The 18,992-nt window shown below is 65.7% G+C and carries 15 protein-coding genes and 1 tRNA gene; 4 read left to right on the top strand and 12 right to left on the bottom strand.

All coding sequences use genetic code 11. From position 1 onward, the window contains the following. The first annotated feature begins 8 nt into the window (after nt 1-8). Nucleotides 9-536, top strand: a complete 528-nt coding sequence (locus tag ABIC44_RS06945) for a Smr/MutS family protein (RefSeq protein WP_354294542.1) — start codon at nt 9-11, stop codon at nt 534-536. Here ABIC44_RS06945 and dapE read toward each other — a convergent pair. Next, nucleotides 514-1,632: a succinyl-diaminopimelate desuccinylase gene (gene dapE / locus ABIC44_RS06950; protein WP_354294485.1), complete on the bottom strand. Its 1,119-nt coding sequence runs from the start codon at nt 1,630-1,632 to the stop codon at nt 514-516. The genes ABIC44_RS06945 and dapE overlap by 23 nt on opposite strands. A gap of 126 nt (nt 1,633-1,758) precedes the next feature. On the opposite strand from dapE, the gene ABIC44_RS06955 reads away from it, so the two are divergent. Beyond that, complete coding sequence (locus ABIC44_RS06955) at nt 1,759-1,929, top strand: hypothetical protein (RefSeq protein WP_354294487.1); 171 nt, start codon at nt 1,759-1,761, stop codon at nt 1,927-1,929. 313 nt (nt 1,930-2,242) lie between these two features. Here ABIC44_RS06955 and ABIC44_RS06960 read toward each other — a convergent pair whose 3' ends face one another. The 7 genes from ABIC44_RS06960 to rpmH form a co-directional block, all read right to left on the bottom strand. After that, entirely contained in the window at nt 2,243-2,905 is a 663-nt protein-coding gene (locus ABIC44_RS06960) for a glutathione S-transferase (RefSeq protein WP_354294489.1), read from the bottom strand. Between the two features lie 97 nt (nt 2,906-3,002). Further along, nucleotides 3,003-5,978 carry a TonB-dependent receptor plug domain-containing protein gene (locus ABIC44_RS06965; protein WP_354294491.1) on the bottom strand — a complete coding sequence of 992 codons (2,976 nt, stop codon included), beginning with the start codon at nt 5,976-5,978 and terminating at the stop codon, nt 3,003-3,005. Between the two features lie 538 nt (nt 5,979-6,516). Next, nucleotides 6,517-7,191: a ribosome biogenesis GTP-binding protein YihA/YsxC gene (gene yihA, locus ABIC44_RS06970; RefSeq protein WP_354294493.1), complete on the bottom strand. Its 675-nt coding sequence runs from the start codon at nt 7,189-7,191 to the stop codon at nt 6,517-6,519. Continuing rightward, nucleotides 7,188-8,885 carry a membrane protein insertase YidC gene (gene yidC / locus ABIC44_RS06975; RefSeq protein ID WP_354294494.1) on the bottom strand — a complete coding sequence of 566 codons (1,698 nt, stop codon included), beginning with the start codon at nt 8,883-8,885 and terminating at the stop codon, nt 7,188-7,190. Before yidC ends, yihA begins: the two co-directional genes overlap by 4 nt. Before the next feature lie 30 nt (nt 8,886-8,915). Next, nucleotides 8,916-9,128, bottom strand: coding sequence for a membrane protein insertion efficiency factor YidD (yidD, locus tag ABIC44_RS06980; protein WP_042490341.1), 213 nt, complete (start codon nt 9,126-9,128; stop codon nt 8,916-8,918). Nucleotides 9,129-9,130: 2 nt separating this feature from the next. Next, the gene (gene rnpA, locus ABIC44_RS06985; protein ID WP_502959824.1) at nt 9,131-9,517 is read right to left on the bottom strand and encodes a ribonuclease P protein component; all 387 of its coding nucleotides are present in this window, start codon (nt 9,515-9,517) and stop codon (nt 9,131-9,133) included. Nucleotides 9,518-9,576: 59 nt separating this feature from the next. Further along, nucleotides 9,577-9,711 (bottom strand): 50S ribosomal protein L34, encoded by a 135-nt coding sequence (gene rpmH, locus ABIC44_RS06990; RefSeq protein WP_007404632.1) that lies wholly within the window; start codon nt 9,709-9,711, stop codon nt 9,577-9,579. 196 nt (nt 9,712-9,907) lie between these two features. Here rpmH and ABIC44_RS06995 point away from each other — a divergent pair, with 196 nt between their 5' ends. Both ABIC44_RS06995 and ABIC44_RS07000 read left to right on the top strand, forming a co-directional pair. Continuing rightward, nucleotides 9,908-11,422, top strand: coding sequence for a YifB family Mg chelatase-like AAA ATPase (locus ABIC44_RS06995; RefSeq protein ID WP_354294496.1), 1,515 nt, complete (start codon nt 9,908-9,910; stop codon nt 11,420-11,422). A gap of 82 nt (nt 11,423-11,504) precedes the next feature. Continuing rightward, nucleotides 11,505-11,589, top strand: a tRNA-Leu gene (locus tag ABIC44_RS07000). 449 nt (nt 11,590-12,038) lie between these two features. Here ABIC44_RS07000 and ABIC44_RS07005 read toward each other — a convergent pair. The 4 genes from ABIC44_RS07005 to ABIC44_RS07020 form a co-directional block, all read right to left on the bottom strand. Then, nucleotides 12,039-13,652: a S10 family peptidase gene (locus tag ABIC44_RS07005; RefSeq protein ID WP_354294498.1), complete on the bottom strand. Its 1,614-nt coding sequence runs from the start codon at nt 13,650-13,652 to the stop codon at nt 12,039-12,041. Nucleotides 13,653-13,697: 45 nt separating this feature from the next. Continuing rightward, nucleotides 13,698-14,378: a ZIP family metal transporter gene (locus ABIC44_RS07010; RefSeq protein ID WP_354294499.1), complete on the bottom strand. Its 681-nt coding sequence runs from the start codon at nt 14,376-14,378 to the stop codon at nt 13,698-13,700. A gap of 349 nt (nt 14,379-14,727) precedes the next feature. Continuing rightward, nucleotides 14,728-17,622 carry a TonB-dependent receptor plug domain-containing protein gene (locus ABIC44_RS07015; protein ID WP_354294501.1) on the bottom strand — a complete coding sequence of 965 codons (2,895 nt, stop codon included), beginning with the start codon at nt 17,620-17,622 and terminating at the stop codon, nt 14,728-14,730. Nucleotides 17,623-17,992: 370 nt separating this feature from the next. After that, nucleotides 17,993-18,877: a LysR family transcriptional regulator gene (locus ABIC44_RS07020; protein WP_354294502.1), complete on the bottom strand. Its 885-nt coding sequence runs from the start codon at nt 18,875-18,877 to the stop codon at nt 17,993-17,995. Between the last annotated feature and the right edge of the window lie 115 nt (nt 18,878-18,992).

Raw genomic sequence — 18,992 nt, forward strand, 5'->3', positions numbered from 1 at the left:
CGCGGGTGATGGAGACGGTGCGCCCGTTGCGCGCCGCCATCGTCCCCGCACGCCCCGCGCCGCCGCCGCCCAGCATGGAGGCGGTGTTCCACGAAACGCCCGGCGCACCCAAGGTTCGCGTGAAGGGACGGGTGCCGCCGCTGCGCCAGCCCGCGCCGCCGCCCGCCGCGCCTAAAAAGGGGCCGGGCGAGACGCTGGACGGCGGTTGGGACAAGCGGCTGGCGCGGGGCAGCGTGATGCCCGACAGCTCGCTCGACCTGCATGGCCATACGCTGGCCTCGGCGCATGCGCTGCTCGATCAGGGGCTGGGCCGGGCGATTGCGCGGGGCGACCGGGTGCTGTTGCTCGTCACCGGCAAGCCGCCGCGTCCCGAAAGCGAACGGCCCCATGCGCGCGGCGCGATCCGTGCGGCGATCAGCGACTGGCTGGGGGCGTCACGCCATGCCGATGCGATCGCGGCGATCCGGGGCGCCCATCCGCGCCATGGCGGGCTGGGCGCGCTCTATATCGTGTTCAGGCGCCCGCGCGAGCGATGACACCGGCATAGATACGGGTCAGCGCGCGCAGGTCGTCGACCGCCACCGCTTCGTCGACCTTGTGCATCGTGGCGTTCAGCAGGCCGAACTCGACCGTCGGGCACAGCTTCGACAGGAAGCGCGCGTCGGAGGTGCCGCCGGTGGTCGACAGTTCCGGCTCGATCCCGGTCTCGGCACGGATGGCCTCGGCGATCATCGCGGAGAAGGCACCGGGCTGGGTCAGGAAGGCCTCGCCCGAGATGCGGCCTGTGACCTGCGCCGATGGGGCATGGGCGTGCGCGATTTCGGTGATGCGCGTCACCAACGCCTCGCCGCTCTGTTCGTCGTTGAAGCGGATCGACAGCCGCGCCTGGGCCGAGCCGGGAATGACGTTGGTCGCCGGATTGCCGACATGCAGGTCGGTGATCTCGATATTCGACGGCTGGAACCAGGCATTGCCGGTGTCGAGCGTGATCCCCTCGATCGCCGCCAGCATCGCGACCAGCGGGGTGATCGGATTGTCGGCAAGATGGGGATAGGCGACATGGCCCTGCCGGCCGGGCACGGTGATCCAGATATTGACCGACCCGCGCCGTCCGATCTTCATCATGTCGCCCAGCCGCTGGGTCGAGGTCGGCTCGCCGACCAGGCACAGATCGGGTGCGATGCCGCGCGCCGCCATCCGGTCGATCAGCGCGCGGGTGCCGTAGATGGCGGGGCCTTCCTCGTCGCCGGTGATGATCAGCGACAAAGGGATGGTCGCGGGGCAGGCGGCGACCGCCGCGACGAAGGCGGCGACCGCGCCCTTCATGTCGACCGCGCCGCGCCCGAACAACAGCCCGTCGCGCACGTCCCCCGAAAAGGGTGAGCCCCGCCAGCCATCGCCCGCGGGCACGACATCGACATGGCCCGCAAACGCCAGATGGGTGCCGCTGCCGCCGCGTGTCGCCAGCAGATTCTCGACCGGACCGTCGGGGGCCTCGCCCGCCACGAAGCGATCCACCGCAAAGCCGAGCGGGGTCAGCGCCGCTTCCAGCACGTCGAACACGCTTCCCATCGCGGGCGTGACGCTGTCGGCGCGGATCAGCGCCTGGGCGAGGTCGAGAACATCGGTCATGCCCGGCGGCATAGGCACCGCATGGCCGCTCGGCAATTCCCCGTTTGACGCAAAGCCCAAGGGCGGCGGCTTGGACCCCTGCGCCGCCCGGCTTCGTTCTGTCCTCCGGATAACAGGAGCGATGCGATGAACGATCCCGATCATAAGGGGCACAAGGCGGGCGGACGATTGCTGATGTGGCTGGTGATCGCACTGGGGATTGCAGGAATCCTGCTCTACACCTTCAGCACGCGCGTCGCCGAACCGGCGGACGAACAGCGCGCGCCGCTGAACGAGGTGCGGCAGACCGCGCGCTAGGTCGGATCGACATTCACGATTGCTTCTTTTCCCTCTCCCCTGGACAGGGGAGAGGGTTAGCGAAGCTTGCCAGCGTGCTGGCTAGCGCAGCTTGGGTGAGGGGTTGAGCGAGCCGAAAGGCTCGCGCGCTCGCCAAGCGAGCGCCCACCCCTCACCCAGCTCCGACTAAGCCTTTGCTCTCGCAAAGGCCAAGTCTGCGCAACCCTCTCCCCTCTGCGAGGGGCGAGGGAAAGAAAGGCAGCGCTGAATGGCGATCGGCCCTAGATTCCCCCTCCCTTCGCGCCGCGTCGAGCAGCGAGCGGAGGGGCGGCGGTCACGCCACGGGCTGCTCGAACCGCTCGATCACCCATTCCTCTTCCTGCGCGGCGGCGATCCAGTCCTGCATGAAGGGATGGCGCAGCACCGCGTCCATATAGGGCACGGCGAAGCGCGCGACGGGCAGCTGATAGGTCACGATGCGGGTGACGACCGGCGCGAACATGATGTCAACCGCGCCGAACGCCCCGAACAGGAAGTCGCCCCCGCCGCCGAAGCGCGCGCGGGCCTGCGCCCACAGCTCCATGATGCGCTTAAGATCGACGATGACGTCCTCATCGGGTGTTTGCGCCGGATAGACCTGGCGGATGTTCATGCTGTGCTTGCGGCGAAGCGCGACGAAGCTGGAATGCATCTCGGCCGCCATCGACCGCGCCATGGCGCGCGCGGCATCGTCCTGGGGCCAGAAACGGTCGCGGCCTACCTTGTCGGCCAGATAGTCGATGATCGCCAGGCTGTCCCACACGACCGCCTCACCGTCCCACAGGATCGGCACCTTGCCCGAGGAGGGGGCGAACTCGGCACCCTCGCGGCGGCGGTCCCAATCCTCGTCATAGAGCGGCACGACCACTTCCTCGAACGCGATGCCCGACTGCTTACAGGCGAGCCAGCCGCGCAGCGACCAGGAGGAATAGGCCTTGTTACCGATGATCAGCTTCATGGGCCAAGGCGTAACCGGCCCGACGCGACGCCGCAACCACACAAAAAAGCCCGCCCGGAGGGAACCGGACGGGCCTTTTCGTTTCGGCCGGGGCCGATCAGAAGCGGGCGGTGGCCGCCACGCGGAAGAAGCGCCCGATGATGCCCGAATAATAGGGCTGCACGCCCGTGGTGCCGACCGGCAGCGGGTAGGGCGGCCGGGCGTTGAACACATTGTCGACGATGAAGCGCAGGTTGAACTGCTCGTTCACCTTCATGCCGACCGTGGTGTTGAACACCATCCAGTCGCTGGCGCCCTTCACGTCGCGGGCATTGGCGGCCTCGTCCATGTCGAAGCGGACCTTGCCGGTATATTGCCCCTGGAACAGGACGTTGAAGTTCCGGCCCTCATAGGTGAGGTTCGCGGTGCCCGAATGGCGCGGATAGCCGATCTCGCCCGCATTATGGTTGATGTCGCCGGTGCCGACCTGGGTCTGCAGCTTGTCGCGGTAGAAATAGTTGACCGACAGGCCGACGGTTCCCGCATCGGTCAACCCGACCCGGTCGAGCGGCAGGCGATAGGCGATGGTCGATTGCAGCCCGGCCGTCTCCAGCACGGCGGCATTGTAATAGCCTTCGCGGATGGTCGTGATCTGCCCGTCGGCGCCGCGATCCAGCAGGCCGCAGAACTGGTTGGGATAGCTCGACGAGTCGTAGCAGGCGTTCAGAATGTCCGTCCCGCCTAGCGAGGCGATGGCATCGTTCAGCTTGATGTTCACCCAATCGACCGCGATCGACAGGCCGGGGATGAAGCGCGGCTGCGCGATGGCGCCGACGGTCCAGCTGTCCGCCTTTTCGTTGCGCAGACTCGGGTTGCCCGCGACCGTGACCGGCACGGTGAAGTCGCTGAAGTTCGACGTGAAGCTGTCCGGATTGATCCCGGCGGCGACGCAGTTTGCGCGACGGACGGCGGGATTGGGACCATTGCCGACATAGCGGGCGTCACACGGGTCGTTGCCCGAATCGAACGCGCGCGAGGTCGGGTTGAACACCTCCGTGATCGCGGGCGAGCGGATCGAGCGGGTGAAGTTGCCGCGGAAGGTCAGCCCCTGGAAGAAGCCGACCCGGCCGCCGGCGGTCCAGGTCAGGTCGCCGCCCGACAGCGAATTGTCGACATAGCGCGCCGCCCCGTCGAATTCGAGCGTCTTGAGCCAGCGCAGCTCATTCTTGCTCGACACGAAGGGGACGACCAGTTCGCCGAACACCTCGTTGGTGTGGAACTTGCCACGGATCGGGTCGATCGGGATGATCCGGCCATATTGGACGCGGCTGCCGTCCGCCTGCGGCTCGCCATAATAATAGGTGCCGGGATCGAAGCGGGTCTTTTCCTCACGATGCTCGTAACCCAGCGACAGCGAGACGTCGTTGCCGAACAGCTGGAAGACCGGGCCGTTGATGTTCGCGTTGAGCACGATCTGCTCGTTGACCGAACGCGGCGTGGCGACCGCGAAGATATAGTCGCGCGCCGCCTGGCTGGCCTGGCCGATGCCGAAGATGTTGAGGGGCGTGCAGCTCTGGTTCGCGGTCGGGATGGTCGCGTTCACGACGCCGGGGCGGCAGGTGATGTTGCCCGACGCATCGCGCACCGCGTCGATCGCATTGGCGAAATTCTGCTGCACCAGTTCGTAATTGCGGCCGTCGGTCTGCGAACGGCCATAAACGCCCGAGGCTTCCCATTTGAAGTCGCGGCCGAGCAGCGGCACCGTGCCGTCGAACCCGCCGACGAAGCGATAGGTCTCTACCTTCGCCTCGGCGCGGCCCGTGGTCAGGTCGGCGAGCGCGCGGCCCAGATAGAATTGGTTCTGTCCCGCAGGCAGGTTGGCGGCGATCGTCGCGCGGTCGGCGGCGGACAGGAACGGATTGTCCAGATTGACGATGATGTTGCCGTCGGCGGTGCCCGCAGCGTCGAACAGCGCGGTGTTGTAATTCGGCTGGTCGATCAGGTTCACGCCCTTGCTGTGCGTGTACCAGGCCTCGCCGAAGAAGCGGATGCGGTCGCTGATCTGATAGCTGGCCTGCGCGCTGGCGATATAGCGTTCGGAATTGGTCAGCAGATTGTTCTGGAGCGGCAGGTTGAAGCCGTTGCCGCCGCTGCTGATGTAACCCTGGCGCATCGGCGTGCCGAGGTCGAGCGGAACGAGCGTGCCGTCCGCGCCGAACTGGAGCAGCTGGCCCGCCGCGTTGCGGATGCCCGACCGGCGGGCGAGATAGTCGTCCGCGCTGAACGGCACGCCGCCCACGGTGAACGCGCTGTAACGCTGCGACGGATAGAGGATGCGCTGGAACGGCGAACTGGTATCGGTCGGCGTACCGAAGAAGCGGCCCTCGGCGGTCACTTCGCGATCGGCATAGGTCAGGCCGGTGACGCGGTTATACTCGCCCGAGATAGTGATGTTGCCGCGCCCGTCGGCGAAATTCTTGCCCGCCAGCACGCTCAGCCGCTGATCGGGGGCGTCGCCGCGCTGCGAGACGCCCGCCTGACCCTCGAGCTGAAGCCCCTCGTAATTGCGCTTCAGGATGATGTTGACGGTGCCCGCGATCGCGTCCGAACCATAGATCGGCGCGCCGCCGATGGCGACGGTCTCGACCCGATCGACCAGCGTGGTCGGGATGTTGTTCAGATCGACCTGCGTACCGGCCGACACGGGGCCGAAGATGCTGGCGGTGTTCGACGAAACGAAGCGGCGGCCATTGATCAGCACCAGCGTGCGCTGGGTGCCCAGGCCGAAAAAGTCGACAAAGGTCTGCGCGGGGCCGAAGGACGACTGGGCGCCGACGCCGCTATTGCCCGGAGGGCCGAAGGCGGGGATTTCGCTCAGCACCTGGCCGACATTGGTATAGCCGCGATTTTCGATCTGCGCCGCGCCCACGACCTGGGTCGGCTGCAAGGTTTCGAACTCGGGACGGGCGATGCGCGATCCGGTGACGACCACGTCCTGGCTGCCCGCCGCGTCCTGATCCGCCGGGCTATCCTGCGCGGTGGTGGTTTCCGGCGCGCTGGGGGGGCAGGGTCTGCGCGGCGGCGGGGGCCGCAAGCAGAGTGAGCAGCGCGACGGCGCTGACGTCGCGCAAGGCGCGCGAGCGGATATTCCGGGACATGATACGCTTTCCCCATGTTATGGTCTTGTTTTCATGGGGCTATTCCTGCGTATGACAGGAGGTCAATAAAAGCGTCATATTTGCTGACATTTGTCGGCCGTCGCTGCATTTTTGCAACAACATCAGTTAGTTCGTCGGGGGCGATCGACATTCAGGGGCCTCCTTCCCTCGCCCCTCGCAGAGGGGAAAGGGTTGCGCAGACTTGGTCTTTGCGAAAGCAAAGGCTTAGTCTGAGCTGGGTGAGGGGTGGGCGCTCGCTTGGCGAGCGCGCGAGCCTTTGGGCTCGCTGTACCCCTCACCCAAGCTGCGCTAGCCAGCAGGCTGGCAAGCTTCGCTAACCCTCTCCCCTGTCCAGGGGAGAGGGAAGAAGGCGCAATGCTGAATGCCGATCCGACCTAGGCCCCGGCATGTGGCCGGAATGTCATGGCGAGAGACGGGAGCCCGCCGCCACGCGGCCGGGCTCCCACGCCTGGTTCAGCCGATCGCTTCGAGTACGGCGGCGCGCAGCTCGGGAATGCCCAGCCCGCCCTCGCTGGAGGTGGCGAGGATCTCGGGATGCGCCGCGGCCCGCTTGCGGGCCTCCGCTTCGGTCCGCTCGACGACGGCGGCCAGTTCGCTCGCCTTCACCTTGTCCGCCTTGGTCAGGACGATGCGATAGCTGACTGCCGCGCGGTCGAGCATCTCCAGGATCTCGCGATCGACCTCCTTGATGCCGTGGCGTGAGTCGATCAGCACCAGCGCGCGCTTCAGCGCCTGCCGTCCGCGCAGGAAGTCGTTCACCAGGAACCGCCACTGCTTGACCATGTCCTTGGGCGCCTTGGCGAAGCCATAGCCCGGCATGTCGACCAGCCGCAGCGTCGGCGGCGTGCCGACGTCGAAGAAGTTCAGCTCCTGCGTCCGACCCGGCGTGTTCGAGGTGCGGGCCAGGCTGTTGCGGTTGGTCATCGCGTTGAGCAGCGACGACTTGCCGACATTGGACCGGCCCGCCACCGCGACTTCCGGCACGATCGGATCGGGCAGGAATTTCAGCGCGGGTGCCGATTTCAGGAAGGTGACCGGCCCGGCGAACAGCTTGCGCGCCGATTCGACCAGTTCCTCCGAAAAACCGGTCGGTTCTTCGAAGGGGAGGGGGGTGGGAAGCTCGCTCACTTGGCGACCGGCTGCTTCAGGCCCGGATGGCGGGCATAGAGCAGGCGCTGCTGCAGGATCGAGATGCAGTTGGTCGTGATCCAGTAGACCTGAAGGCCGACCGCGAACGGTGCCATCACGAACATCAACACCCAGGGCAGGATCGCGAAGACCTGCTTCTGCGCGTCGTCCATCGGCTGCGGGTTCATCTTGAACTGGAAGTACATCGAGATGCCCAGCAGGATCGGCACCACGCCGATCGCGATGAAGTGCGGCGGCACGAAGGGCAGCAGGCCGAACAGGTTGACCGGGGTCAGCGGGTCGGGCGCGGACAGGTCCTTGATCCAGGCGACGAACGGCTGGTGCCGCATCTCGATCGTCAGCATCAGCACCTTGTAGAGCGCATAGAAGATCGGAATCTGGATCAGCGTGGGCAGGCAGCCCGCCAGCGGATTGACCTTCTCCTGCTTGTAGAGGGCCATGACCTCCTGCTGCATCCGGACCTTGTCGTCCTTGAACCGTTCCTGCAGCGCCTTCATCTTGGGCTGCACCGCGCGCATCGCCGCCATCGAGGCGAACTGGCGCTGCGCGATCGGGAACATCAGCGCGCGGATGGTGACGGTCAGCAGGATGATCGCGACGCCGAAATTGCCGACGAGTTTGAACAGCCAGTCGAGATAATAGAAGATCGGCTTTTCGAGGACGCGCAGATAGCCCCAGTCGAGCGCGTAATCGAGCTTCGTCGCGCCTTCCTTGTCGGTATAGCGGTCGAGCAGCGCGACTTCCTTGGCGCCCGCGAAGAAACGGGTCGTCTGGGTGATCTGCTTGCCCGGCGCCAGCGTCTGCGGCTGGAGCGTATAGTCGGCCTGATAGGTCTGGCCCGCACCCGCGCGGAACTGGCCGTCAAAGGCCTTGGACTGGTCGGGGATCAGCGTCGCCAGCCAATATTTGTCGGTAAAGCCCAGCCAGCCGCCGGTCGTGGTGAAGCGGGTCGGGGCCTTGTCCAGATCCTTCCAGTTGGGGCCGTAATGCGCGGTGCCGTCATTGACCGACATCGGGCCGACATGGATCGTCCAGGTGTCCGGGTCGGCCGAGATGCCGCGATTGACATAGCCGTATGCCGCGACCGGCACGGCCGCGTTGCCGCCGTTCGCCACCGTCTGCTGGACGGTGAACATATAATCCTTGTCGACCGACAGGGTGATCTGGAAACGCTGGCCGGTCGCGTTGGCGGCGGTCAGCGTGACCGGCTGGCCGGGGCGCAGTACGGGCGCGCTGGCGGTCCAGACGGCATCGGCGGCGGGCGGGTTCAGCCCGTCGGTGCGCCAGCCGAACCCGGCGAAATAGGCACCCTGCGCGCCGGCGGGCGACAACAGGCGGATCGGCGGCGAATCCTTGGCGACCGTTTCCTTATAGTCGAGCAGGACGAGGTCATCGATCCGCGCGCCCTTCAGGTTGATCGAGCCCTTCAGGCGCGGCGTCTCGATCGCCACGCGCGGGGTTTCGGCCAGCACGACGCGGCGGTCGCGAATCGCGGAGGGCGTCGTCGCGGTCGGATTGGCCGTCGAGTTGGCCACCGGCACCTGCTTGCCGTCGACGATCTTCGTCGCGGGCGGGTTGCTCGGGAAGAACTTGTTCTGGATGAGCGGCCATCCGAACAGGATCAGCGCCGCGATCACCGCGAACACGACGAAATTCTTGCGGTCTTGGTTCACGTGGAAACCCCAGTTGTGACGCCAGTTACGTCAGGGGACCGGGTCGGGTCCGTGCCCGCCCCAGGGATGACACCGCGCAATGCGCTTGAGCGCCAACCAGCCCCCTTTGACCGCGCCATAGCGGCCAATGGCCTGTATTGCATAGGCCGAACAGGATGGTTGATAGCGGCAAGTGGGCGGTAAAATGAGCGACGGGCCGAGTTGCCAGCCCCGCGCGATCAGAATCAAGGCCCGCGCGAACAGGGTCACGCGGGCTCCTGAGACGGTGTGGCGGGCTGGCGATACGCGCCGCCGCGGGGGCTGCGCCCCTTGCCGCGACCATGATGCACGCGCGGTTCGCGCGGTTTCTGGTCGCCGCCGGTGTCGGGCGAGGCGGCGCGGGTCAGCGCCTTGGCCAGCTCGGCGGTGAGGGCGGCATAATCGCGCTCGATCCCGCCTTGCCGTCCGATCAGGACATGATCGGCGCCCGCAATGCCCTTTACCGGCAAAAGATCGCGCGCGAGCGCCCGCAACCGGCGTTTCATCCGGTTGCGAACGACCGCGTTGCCGATCTTCTTGGTGACGGTGAAGCCGACGCGAATCGTGGCCTCACCATCGTCACGCGGGCGAACCTGCAGCACGAAGCCGGGCATCGCCACGCGTCGCCCGCCATTGGCCGCGAGGAAATCGCGGCGGCGGGTCAGCGTCGTGATTACGCCGACAGCTTCTTGCGGCCGCGCGCGCGACGCGCCCGGATCACCGCACGGCCACCGGGGGTCGCCATCCGCGCACGGAAGCCGTGACGGCGAGCGCGCACCAGGTTGCTGGGCTGAAAGGTCCGCTTCATCGTTCATTCCTTGGATACGTCTGAATAAAAACGGCCGCCACGAGGACGGCCTTGGTGGCAAGCGGCTTACGCAAAGCGGGGTTTCAAGTCAATCCGCCGCACGCGATCCCCGTGCACCCGTCGCCCCTTGCGGTCGGGCGGTATCCTTTGCAGGAAGCATAAGCGGGCAGGGGAGCGCCCGTACAGGGGGATTTGCATGGCGACGATCGTGTCCACGGTGGCCTATCTGGGGCTGGAGGCGCGTGCGGTCGAGGTGCAGGTCCAGCTGATCGCCGGGCTGCCCGCCTTCAACCTGGTGGGCCTGGCCGACAAGGCGGTGGGCGAAAGCCGCGAGCGCGTACGCGCCGCTATCGCCGCGATGGGCCTGGCCCTGCCGCCCAAGCGGATCGCGGTGAACCTGTCGCCCGCCGACCTGCCCAAGGAAGGATCGCATTTCGACCTGCCGATCGCGCTCGCCCTGCTGGCGGCGATGGGAGTGATCGATGCCGAGTTGCTGGCCGATCATGTCGTGGTCGGCGAGCTGGCGCTGGACGGACGGATCGGGCCGTCGCCGGGGGTGTTGCTGGCCGCGCTCCATGCGGGGGCGCTCGACAAGGGGCTGATCTGTCCCGTCGCGCAAGGCGCCGAGGCGAGCTGGGCCGGGGGCGGGGCGGTGATCGCCGCGCCCGACCTGCTGTCGCTTATCAATCATTTGAAGGGACATTCGCTGCTGCCCATGCCGCAGGGCGGGGTGGTCGAGGACGGCGTGCCCGGCCCCGATCTGTCGCAGGTGAAGGGCCAGGAAAATGCCCGCCGCGCGCTGGAGATCGCGGCGGCGGGTGGCCACAACCTGCTGATGAGCGGCCCGCCGGGGTCGGGCAAGTCGCTGATGGCGGCGTGCCTGCCCGGCATCCTGCCACCGCTCGACGCCGCCGAGGCGCTGGAGGTTTCCATGGTCCAGTCGGTCGCCGGGACCTTGGTCGGAGGACGGCTGACCCGTACGCGTCCGTTCCGCGCGCCGCATCACTCGGCCTCGATGGCGGCGCTGACCGGCGGCGGGTTGAAGGCGAGGCCGGGCGAGGTGAGCCTGGCGCATCTGGGCGTCCTGTTCCTCGACGAACTGCCCGAATTCCAGCGCGCCGTGCTCGATTCGCTCCGCCAGCCGCTCGAGACGGGCACGGTCAGTATCGCGCGCGCCAACGCCCATGTGACCTTCCCGGCGCGGGTGCAGTTGGTCGCGGCGATGAACCCGTGTCGCTGCGGCCATCTGGGCGACGCGGCGCTCGCTTGTGCCAGGGCGCCGCGCTGTGCGGCGGATTATCAGGCCAAGATTTCCGGGCCGCTGCTCGACCGCATCGACCTGTCGGTCGAGGTCCAGCCGGTCCGCGCCATCGACCTGTTCGCCCCCGCCGCCGCCGAATCGTCCGCGATCGTCGCCCAAAGGGTCGCCGCCGCCCGCGCGCGCCAGACGCAGCGCTATCTCGACGCCCCGGTCACAGTCCGCACCAATGCCGAGGCCGATGGCGCCTGGCTCGAACGCTGGGCCACGCCGGACGAGTCGGGCCGCGCCCTGTTAATCGAGGCGGCGGAGCGGATGCGCCTGACCGCGCGCGGCTACACCCGCGTCCTGCGCGTCGCTCGGACCATCGCCGACCTGGCGGGGGTGGAACAGGTGGGGCGCATCCATGTCGCCGAAGCGCTCAGCTATCGCCAGCGACCGCCGGTGAACTGATCGGCCTGCGGCATAAGGGTGACATTGCCGACAATCCCCGCTTGCGCGACGCATCACCCTCGTCTAGCAGCACCCCTTCGCTGCCCCTGTGGCGAAATTGGTAGACGCATTCGACTCAAAATCGAACGCCGCAAGGCATGCTGGTTCGAGTCCGGCCAGGGGCACCATTTCCCAAGCTTCTGAAAAAGCTGGGTATTTCACGGAAATTGCTGCTTGTGACGAGTGCCTGCTACAATCGTGGCGAGGCAAGGGCGAGCTCGTACCTGCTCAAGCGTGATGACGGCTCCTGTTATTTCCGGCGGTCGATACCGTTAAGGTCAGGACTCGATCACAGCCAGAAGACGACGGTGGCAGGGAAGGCGATGGAGAAAAAGGGGGCGGTGCCAGCGGTCCGGGCTGGCGGCGACGTTGGGAAGATGCCGATCAAGACAGCCGCCGCATTCCCGCAAGGATGGTGAAGCGGGAAAGGCGATGAACTCGTCCATCGTGCCGCGGTCCGGCCACCGGCAGATCGTCGAACGTCACCGCCGCATTCCCGCCCGCGCTGGTTCGGCGAAGGGCGGGAGAGGGCAAGCTTGAAACGCCAGTCAGAACCGCGGGGTGAGGCCCGGCATCGTCAGCGTTCCCGCCCCGCCGGACGGTTCTGCACGGATGCGGCCAACGTCTCGTCATAGAAGTTCGCCAGATCGGTATGGAGCTGGTGCAAGGCGTCCGGGTTGAGATAGATCATGTGCCCCGAGGGATAGTATTTGAAGCTGACATTGCCGCGCAATTTCTTGTCCAGGAGCATGTGCGAAATGTCGTATTCGGTGGCGAAGAACGGCGTCGCCATGTCGTACCATCCGTTCAATGACAGGACTTTGAGATAGGGATTGGTGCGGATCGCGGCGGCCAGATCGACGGCGACATCGGGGTTGTTCATCGGATATCCCGATCCCGGCGCCTTATGCTTCCAGTTCCAGTCGAAGTCCTTGAGGCCATAGGTGCCGATGCGATAATCCAGCCCCGGCTTGTACTTCAGGTCGCGCTGCACATAGTCGCTGAACGTCGTGATGAACGCGCCGGAAATCGCGGTGTCCGAGGCGTCGAAATCGGGATTCTCGCCAGCGGAGTCCGCATCGACCCCCGTATAGCGGCTGTCGAACCGCCCCACCGTCAGCGCCTGGTCGCGCAGCAGTTCCTTTTGGAAACGGCCGAGATCGACGCGCAGCTTGGCGCGCTTGATGAAGGTCGCGGACAGGCCGGTATAGGCGGCCATCCGGGTGGCGATCGCATCCTCCTCCGCATCGGACAGATCCTGTCCCTTGCTGAGCGCCTGCGCATAGGGACCGGCGGCGAAGGCGCGTACCTCCTTCAGAAAGGCCGGAAGATCGGCGGGCTTGTTCGCGAGGCGATCATGATACCATGCGGTCGCGGCATAGCTTGGCAGATAGCTGATATAGCTCTGGTCATAACCCTGCTGCTCGATGCCGTAGTTGAGGATCGACGAGAGCAGCACCACGCCGTTCAGCGCCATGCCCCGATCCTGCAACTGATAGGCAAGGGCCGCCGAGCGTGTCGTGCCATAGCTTTCGCCGAACAGGAATTTGGGGCTGGTCCAGCGGCCGTTCTTCGTCGTCCAGCGAAGGATCGTCTTGGCGAAGGCGTCGGCATCCTCGTCGACGCCCCAGAACTGCTTGCCCTTCGCATCGCCGAGCGGGCGTGAATATCCTGCGCCGACCATGTCGATGAAGACGAGATCGGTCTTGTCCAGCAGCGTGTCCGGGTTGGGGCCAAAGCCATAGGGGGCGGGGCGGATATATTCGGGATTGGCGGTCTTCACCCGCACCGGCGCGAAAGACCCCATGTGCAGCCACACCGACGAGGAGCCGGGGCCGCCATTGTAGAAGAAGGTCACCGGCCGCGTGCCGGGCGCGGCGCCGTCGAGCGTATAGGCGACGTAGAAGACGCTGGCGGTCGGCTTGGCGTCGTCGTCCTTGATCGTGACCGTACCGGCGGTCGCATGATATTTGAGCGTGCGGCCATCGACGACGACGCTGTGCGCGGTCACGCTTTCCTGCTCCTTCGCGGGGGGCGCCACCCATGCGTCGGCCAGATCCTGCGCCACCTTCTCGTCATGGATCGCAGCGGGAGACTTCCCGCCGGGCTGCGCGTCCTTGGGCGCGTCCTGCGCCATGGCGGGGGCTGCGATCGTCAGGGCGGTCAGGAGGGGGATCGTCAGAAGGCGCATGAGGCTATGAGTTCCTTTGATGAGGCTCAGGAAAGACGTGGAAGGCTAGCCGGCGAAATGAACCACTCCAGCCATGGCGGCGATGCCGCACAGGCTCGCCAGCCCGCTTGCCGCGCCGGACCGTCCACACCGGCTGCGGGGCAGCAGTTCCGACGCGCCAATATAGAGGAAGCCACCGGCGAAGAGCGCGAGCAGCAGCGAGAAGCGTTCGAGATCGACGGGCACGGCCTGACCGATCGCGACACCGGCCAGCGGCGCGGCGGCATTGACGATGAGCCACCGATGCGTGCGTTCGGTCTTGCCCGCCAGCCTGCTCAAGCCGACCATGTTGGAGCCATCGGCCATGTCATGCGCGAGCACCGCGATCGCGACCAGCCAGCCGGTTGCGCTCGAAAGCTGAAAGGCGATGCCGATGCCGAGGCCGTCCATCACGCTGTGCAGGATCAGGCTGATCCGCCCCGCCGCATCGGCGGCCGGCATCCGATGAAGCAGGATATAGAGGGCCACGCCGGCCACCGTCGCACCGAAGACGATGTCGGCGCCGTGCACGCTTTCGCCACTTTCCAAGGCCTCGGGCAACAGATCGAGAAGGGCCAGCCCGATGACCATGCCGCCGGTCAGCCCAAACAACAGGTCGCGCCGCTGCCCCCAGCGCATCGCCAGCCTACCGCCGACATAGGTCGACAGGCTTGCCATCGCGCCGAGCAGGAAGGGTAGGGTCGTCACGGTTTCGGTTCAGACCAGAGCGGTGCGGAGCCTACATGCACGAGGATGTGGCGGGGCGAGAATGTCTGACGCCCGTTCGGATAACCGGGCAGGGGCGCTATGGGCACGGGCATAGGGTTGTAGGGCCACGTTATTAAATTATACGATGTAATAAGGTAACATTACTATACGAGATGTGATCGTCAACGTAAATAGGCTGGCGTTGATCCTGGCTGGCGGAACTGGCGCGCCACAGCCCGGCGGGCACCGCCAAGCCGCCCGATCGAAACCTGGCCCGACGGATACGCCAGCGCCAGCCTTCGTCCGTGGTCGGCGGGGGACCGCAATGGCCCCCCGCCGATGCCGGTCGTCAGAACCGGAAATTCGCGCCGAAGCGGAACGTCCGGCCGACCGCGCCGATTTGCGTATAGGTCGGATTATAGTTGGTCGCGGCATAGTTGCCCGCGTTCAACGGCGCCTTCTCGTCGGTCAGGTTGATGACGTTCATGTAGAAGGTGAACTTATCGTTGACCCGCACGCTGCCGACCAGGTCGACGTCGATGAAGCGGCGGACATGGCAGTTGAAGTTGGGGTCGGAACCGCCATAGGTGCTGCCGCCGTTGCAATCCATCGTCCCGAACTGGTCGAACCCGACCGCCTTGTAACCCGATACGTAATAGGTGGTCGCGGTCAGCGAATAGGGGCCGTAGTCGACGCTGTTTTGCCAGTTGCCGCGCCATTGCGGCGTGCCCGCACCCGACGAGGTCACATAGGGCGACTGGGTGCCGACAAAGTCGGTATAGGGCTGGTCCGCGCTCGGCTTGAACAGATAGTGCAGGATGTAGGTCGCCTCGGCGCGGCTGGTGAAGCGCAGATCATCGCGATGCAACTGCACCTGCGCCGACACGTCGATGCCCGAGGTTTTGAGCGCCGCCGCATTGGCGAAGGGCGCATTGACGAACAGCGCGCGGGTCGGGGCGTTGGGGAAGGCGGGGTCGATGACGTCGGGCGTCACCGAATAGCCTGCGGGCATCGTGCCATTGCCGTAAAAGGCCGCCAGCGCCTGGTTGGACAGCGGACCGCCGGTGATCACGTCGGTCTTCTTGATGTTGTAATAGTCGGCGGTGAAGCTCAGCCAGGGCGTCGGCTGGACGACGGCCCCCGCCGTGAAGCTCTGCGACAATTCGGGCTTGATGTTGGGATTGCCGACCGTGTTGAACCCGATCGAATAGCTCTGGTTATAGGCGCTGCCGCCGGTGCAGCCGGTGGCCGTCGCGGTCGCGCCATGCTGCAGCTGGATCGAGCAGGGGGCCTTGGTCGAGGTGAAGCCGATGACCGTGCCCGCGCTTTCGGCGAAGCTCGGCGCGCGGAAGCCCTTGGAGAAGGTGCCGCGCAGGGCCAGTTGCTTGAACGGCGTGAACTTGACCCCGACCTTGGGCGAGAAGCGGTTATAGCCTTCCTCATAATGGTCGTAGCGGCCCGATCCGTCGATCTCCAGGCTGGTGAGGATCGGCGCGTTGATTTCGAAATAACCCGATTCCACCGTGCGATGGCCGATCGCCGAGAACTGGTTCAGGCCCAGCGTGGTCAGGTTCGGATTCTGGTTGGGATCGTTCTGCGCCTCGTAGCGGAAGGACCCGCCGACGCCGACCTGCAACGGGCCGCCGGGGAGCTGCACGACCTCCTTGGTGATCACGCCCTGGATCATGTCCAGGTCGGTCGTCGCCTGGGTATGGACCGCCGGGGACAGGGCATTGCGGACTGCGGCGCTGTTCTGTGTCGGGTCGACGAAGTTGTAGGTGCCGTTGTTGATCGCGTTGGTCAGTGCGGCCAGGTTCAGATAGCCGTTCTGGGTGATGTCGAGCCAGCTATGCGCGATCGTGCCCGACACGGAATAGGTCCAGCCGTCACCGAATGCGCCGTCGATCCCGGCGGCGGCGCGCAGCACATGGTTCTTATAGTCGGACGAGGCGGGGATGTCGCCGAACAGATAGCGGATCGCGGCGGGCTGGCCCGACGCCGCATAGGGATTGTTCGGGTTCAACTGCCCATTGGCCAGCACCGCGGGCAGGACGATGTTCTGGGTGTTGATCGGATTGATCGAGCGGATATTGGCCGGGCCGCCCGCCGCCAGAACCTCGTTCTGGTAATAAGAGGCCATCAGATAGGCCTGGGTCTGCGCATTGACCTGCACCGTCGCATGGCCGGTCACGCCGAACCGGGTCTGTTCGGGGGCAATCTGGCCGTAATCGGCGACGGTGTTCTGGGTGCAGCCATTGCCCAGCGCGCCGCTGACCGGCGAGGTGGTGCCGGTGCAGCCATTGGGGTTGAGCACCTGGAAGGGGCCGTTGGCCACGCCCGAACCCGACAGGATGTTGCCGGGCGTCAGCTGCGTCGTCGGGGCGACCAGCGCGCTGGTCGTCGAACCGGGCACGACCGAGCCGGCCTGGTTGTTGTCGCCGCCAATGCGGGTCAGATCGGCGGTGTTGAACGGAAAGCCGCGATTGCGCGACCAGATCGGGTCGTCATGCTGATATTCGCCGCTGATATAGACGTTGAAGCCCTGCTCCTTCAGCTTGCCGGTGCCCAGCGTCAGGGTCGCGCGCTGCTCGCCGCCATCGCCACGCTGGGTCACGCCGCCCTCCAGCGTGCCGGCGACGCCGGTGATTTCCTTCTTCATGATGATGTTGACCACGCCGCCGATCGCGTCGGCGCCATAGCTGGACGAGGCCCCATCCTTCAGCACCTCGACCCGGTCGACGATCGCGTCGGGAATGGTGTTCAGGTCGACGAAGGAGCGCTGGCCGTCATCCGACAGCGGATAATTGGCGGTGCGCATTCCGTCGATGAGGGTCAGCGTCGAGTTGACGGTCAGGCCGCGCAGCGACACTGCCGAAGAGCCCGCGCCGAAGCCATTGGCAAAGGCGGTCGGGATCGACCCGCTGCTGTCGGCCGAGATCGAACGGATCGCGTCCGAGACGTTGTTGATCCCGGCCTTCTTCAGATTGTCGGCCGACAGGATGGTGACCGGCGAGGGGGTTTCGGTATTGGTACGACGAAACAGCGTGCCGGTGACGACGATGTCCTTGCCATTGGTGTCGGACGAGACAGCGGCGGGGGCGGTGCTGGCGGACGGCGCGCCCTGAGCCGGGGTGGCGTTATCCTGCGCCAGCGCCGGGCTGGCCATCAGAAGGCTGCCAATCAGCACGGCGGGTGCGGCGGTTCCCCGCAACAGGGTTGCGCGGATGACGGATACGCTGGTCATGTCTCGATACTCCACCCTTTTCCGTGACCTGTGGCCGCGGCAATATTTCGTAGGTGGGCCTAGTATTGGTGGCGCATTCCGGCTGTAAATGACGCCAATATTTCATGATCCAAAAGTCGCGCGGATGTTGCGCCGCTGACACGGAATGTGAAATCTGCGTTATATTGCGAATACCATTACGGGTTGAGCATATGTAGGTGGAAATACGACGCCTCCCTCTTGTGGCGCGTCTATGCTGCGGAGGCCGAGAGCGTCATCATGGCGATCGGTTCATAAAACTATTAGATTGGCGATGCTGGCAAGGCCGGTTTTTCCGTCCGCATGCCAGGAGGCCCGGAACGGCCCTTCACGTGCGAACTCTTCCGGGGTCTCACTTCGGGCTCTTCAAATGGTCGATAAGCGACCGGAGGGCGGCGGACACGTGCCGGTGCCCCGAATAATAAAGGAACAATTCGCTGAACTGCGCGCGATAGTCGGGCAGGCATCGGATCAGCCGTCCGCTGTCCAGATGGGCCCGCGCCCCCTCTTCGAAGACGAAGGCGAGTCCGGCGCCTTGCAGGGCGGCTTCGATCATGAGCGATTGATCGTTGAGGATCAGCGATCCCGTGACGTTCGTCTTGCTGATCTGGCCATTCCGTTCGAACATCCAGGGTGTCAAAACGCCGCTCGGCAGCCGGTACAGGATGCAGCGGTGGTGCGCGAGGTCGTCGGGGCTCATCGGCAGGTCTCGCCCGGCCAGATAGGCGGGTGAAGCGAGGACCGCGAAGTGGAATGCCTGGTTCAGTCGCACCGCGATCATGTCCTGCTGCATGGCGATGCCGAACCGGATACCGGCATCGTAACCCTCGGCGACGATGTCGACCATCTGGTCGTTCGCGTCGATCTCCACCGACAAGCCGGGATAGGTCGTGGCCAGCGCGGTGACCGCCCCGATGATGCTGGCGCTGACCGAACGGGGTACGGTGATACGAAGCGATCCATGCGGCTGGTCGCGAAAATCGTCGATCGCATCGACGGCGTGGTCGAGGTCGCCCAATGCCTGCTTCGCACGGGAATGCAGCACGCGACCCGCCTCGGTGAGCGACACGCTGCGCGTGGTCCTGTTGAGCAGCCGAACCCCCAGCCGTTCCTCCAGCGTCCGGACCGCGTGGCTGAGCGTGGACCGGGTGACCCCGCGATCCAGCGCGGCTCGCTGAAAGCTGAGCCTGTCGGCGACGGCCACGAACGCGGCGATTTCCTGAAGATGTCGGCCCATTGTTCGATCTCATTCACCAGCTCATTCGGGATTGTCCATCTAATCGTCGCAAGTTTTTGCGGATAGAGATCGAATGTCAGGGGCAAGCAAGCGCCGGACGGGGTGATCGAGCGGA

The organism is Sphingomonas sp. 1185 (genome assembly GCF_040544655.1).
GTDB lineage: Bacteria > Pseudomonadota > Alphaproteobacteria > Sphingomonadales > Sphingomonadaceae > Sphingomonas.

What these genes read in the sequence shown, in the direction of transcription:
- ABIC44_RS06945 (WP_354294542.1), top strand. Translation starts at nt 9, where the DNA reads ATGGAGACGGTGCGCCCGTTGCGCGCCGCCATCGTCCCCGCACGCCCC.
- dapE (WP_354294485.1), bottom strand. Translation starts at nt 1,632, where the DNA reads ATGACCGATGTTCTCGACCTCGCCCAGGCGCTGATCCGCGCCGACAGC.
- ABIC44_RS06955 (WP_354294487.1), top strand. Translation starts at nt 1,759, where the DNA reads ATGAACGATCCCGATCATAAGGGGCACAAGGCGGGCGGACGATTGCTG.
- ABIC44_RS06960 (WP_354294489.1), bottom strand. Translation starts at nt 2,905, where the DNA reads ATGAAGCTGATCATCGGTAACAAGGCCTATTCCTCCTGGTCGCTGCGC.
- rnpA (WP_502959824.1), bottom strand. Translation starts at nt 9,517, where the DNA reads ATGCCCGGCTTCGTGCTGCAGGTTCGCCCGCGTGACGATGGTGAGGCC.
- rpmH (WP_007404632.1), bottom strand. Translation starts at nt 9,711, where the DNA reads ATGAAGCGGACCTTTCAGCCCAGCAACCTGGTGCGCGCTCGCCGTCAC.
- ABIC44_RS06995 (WP_354294496.1), top strand. Translation starts at nt 9,908, where the DNA reads ATGGCGACGATCGTGTCCACGGTGGCCTATCTGGGGCTGGAGGCGCGT.
- ABIC44_RS07005 (WP_354294498.1), bottom strand. Translation starts at nt 13,652, where the DNA reads ATGCGCCTTCTGACGATCCCCCTCCTGACCGCCCTGACGATCGCAGCC.
- ABIC44_RS07015 (WP_354294501.1), bottom strand. Translation starts at nt 17,622, where the DNA reads ATGACCAGCGTATCCGTCATCCGCGCAACCCTGTTGCGGGGAACCGCC.
- ABIC44_RS07020 (WP_354294502.1), bottom strand. Translation starts at nt 18,877, where the DNA reads ATGGGCCGACATCTTCAGGAAATCGCCGCGTTCGTGGCCGTCGCCGAC.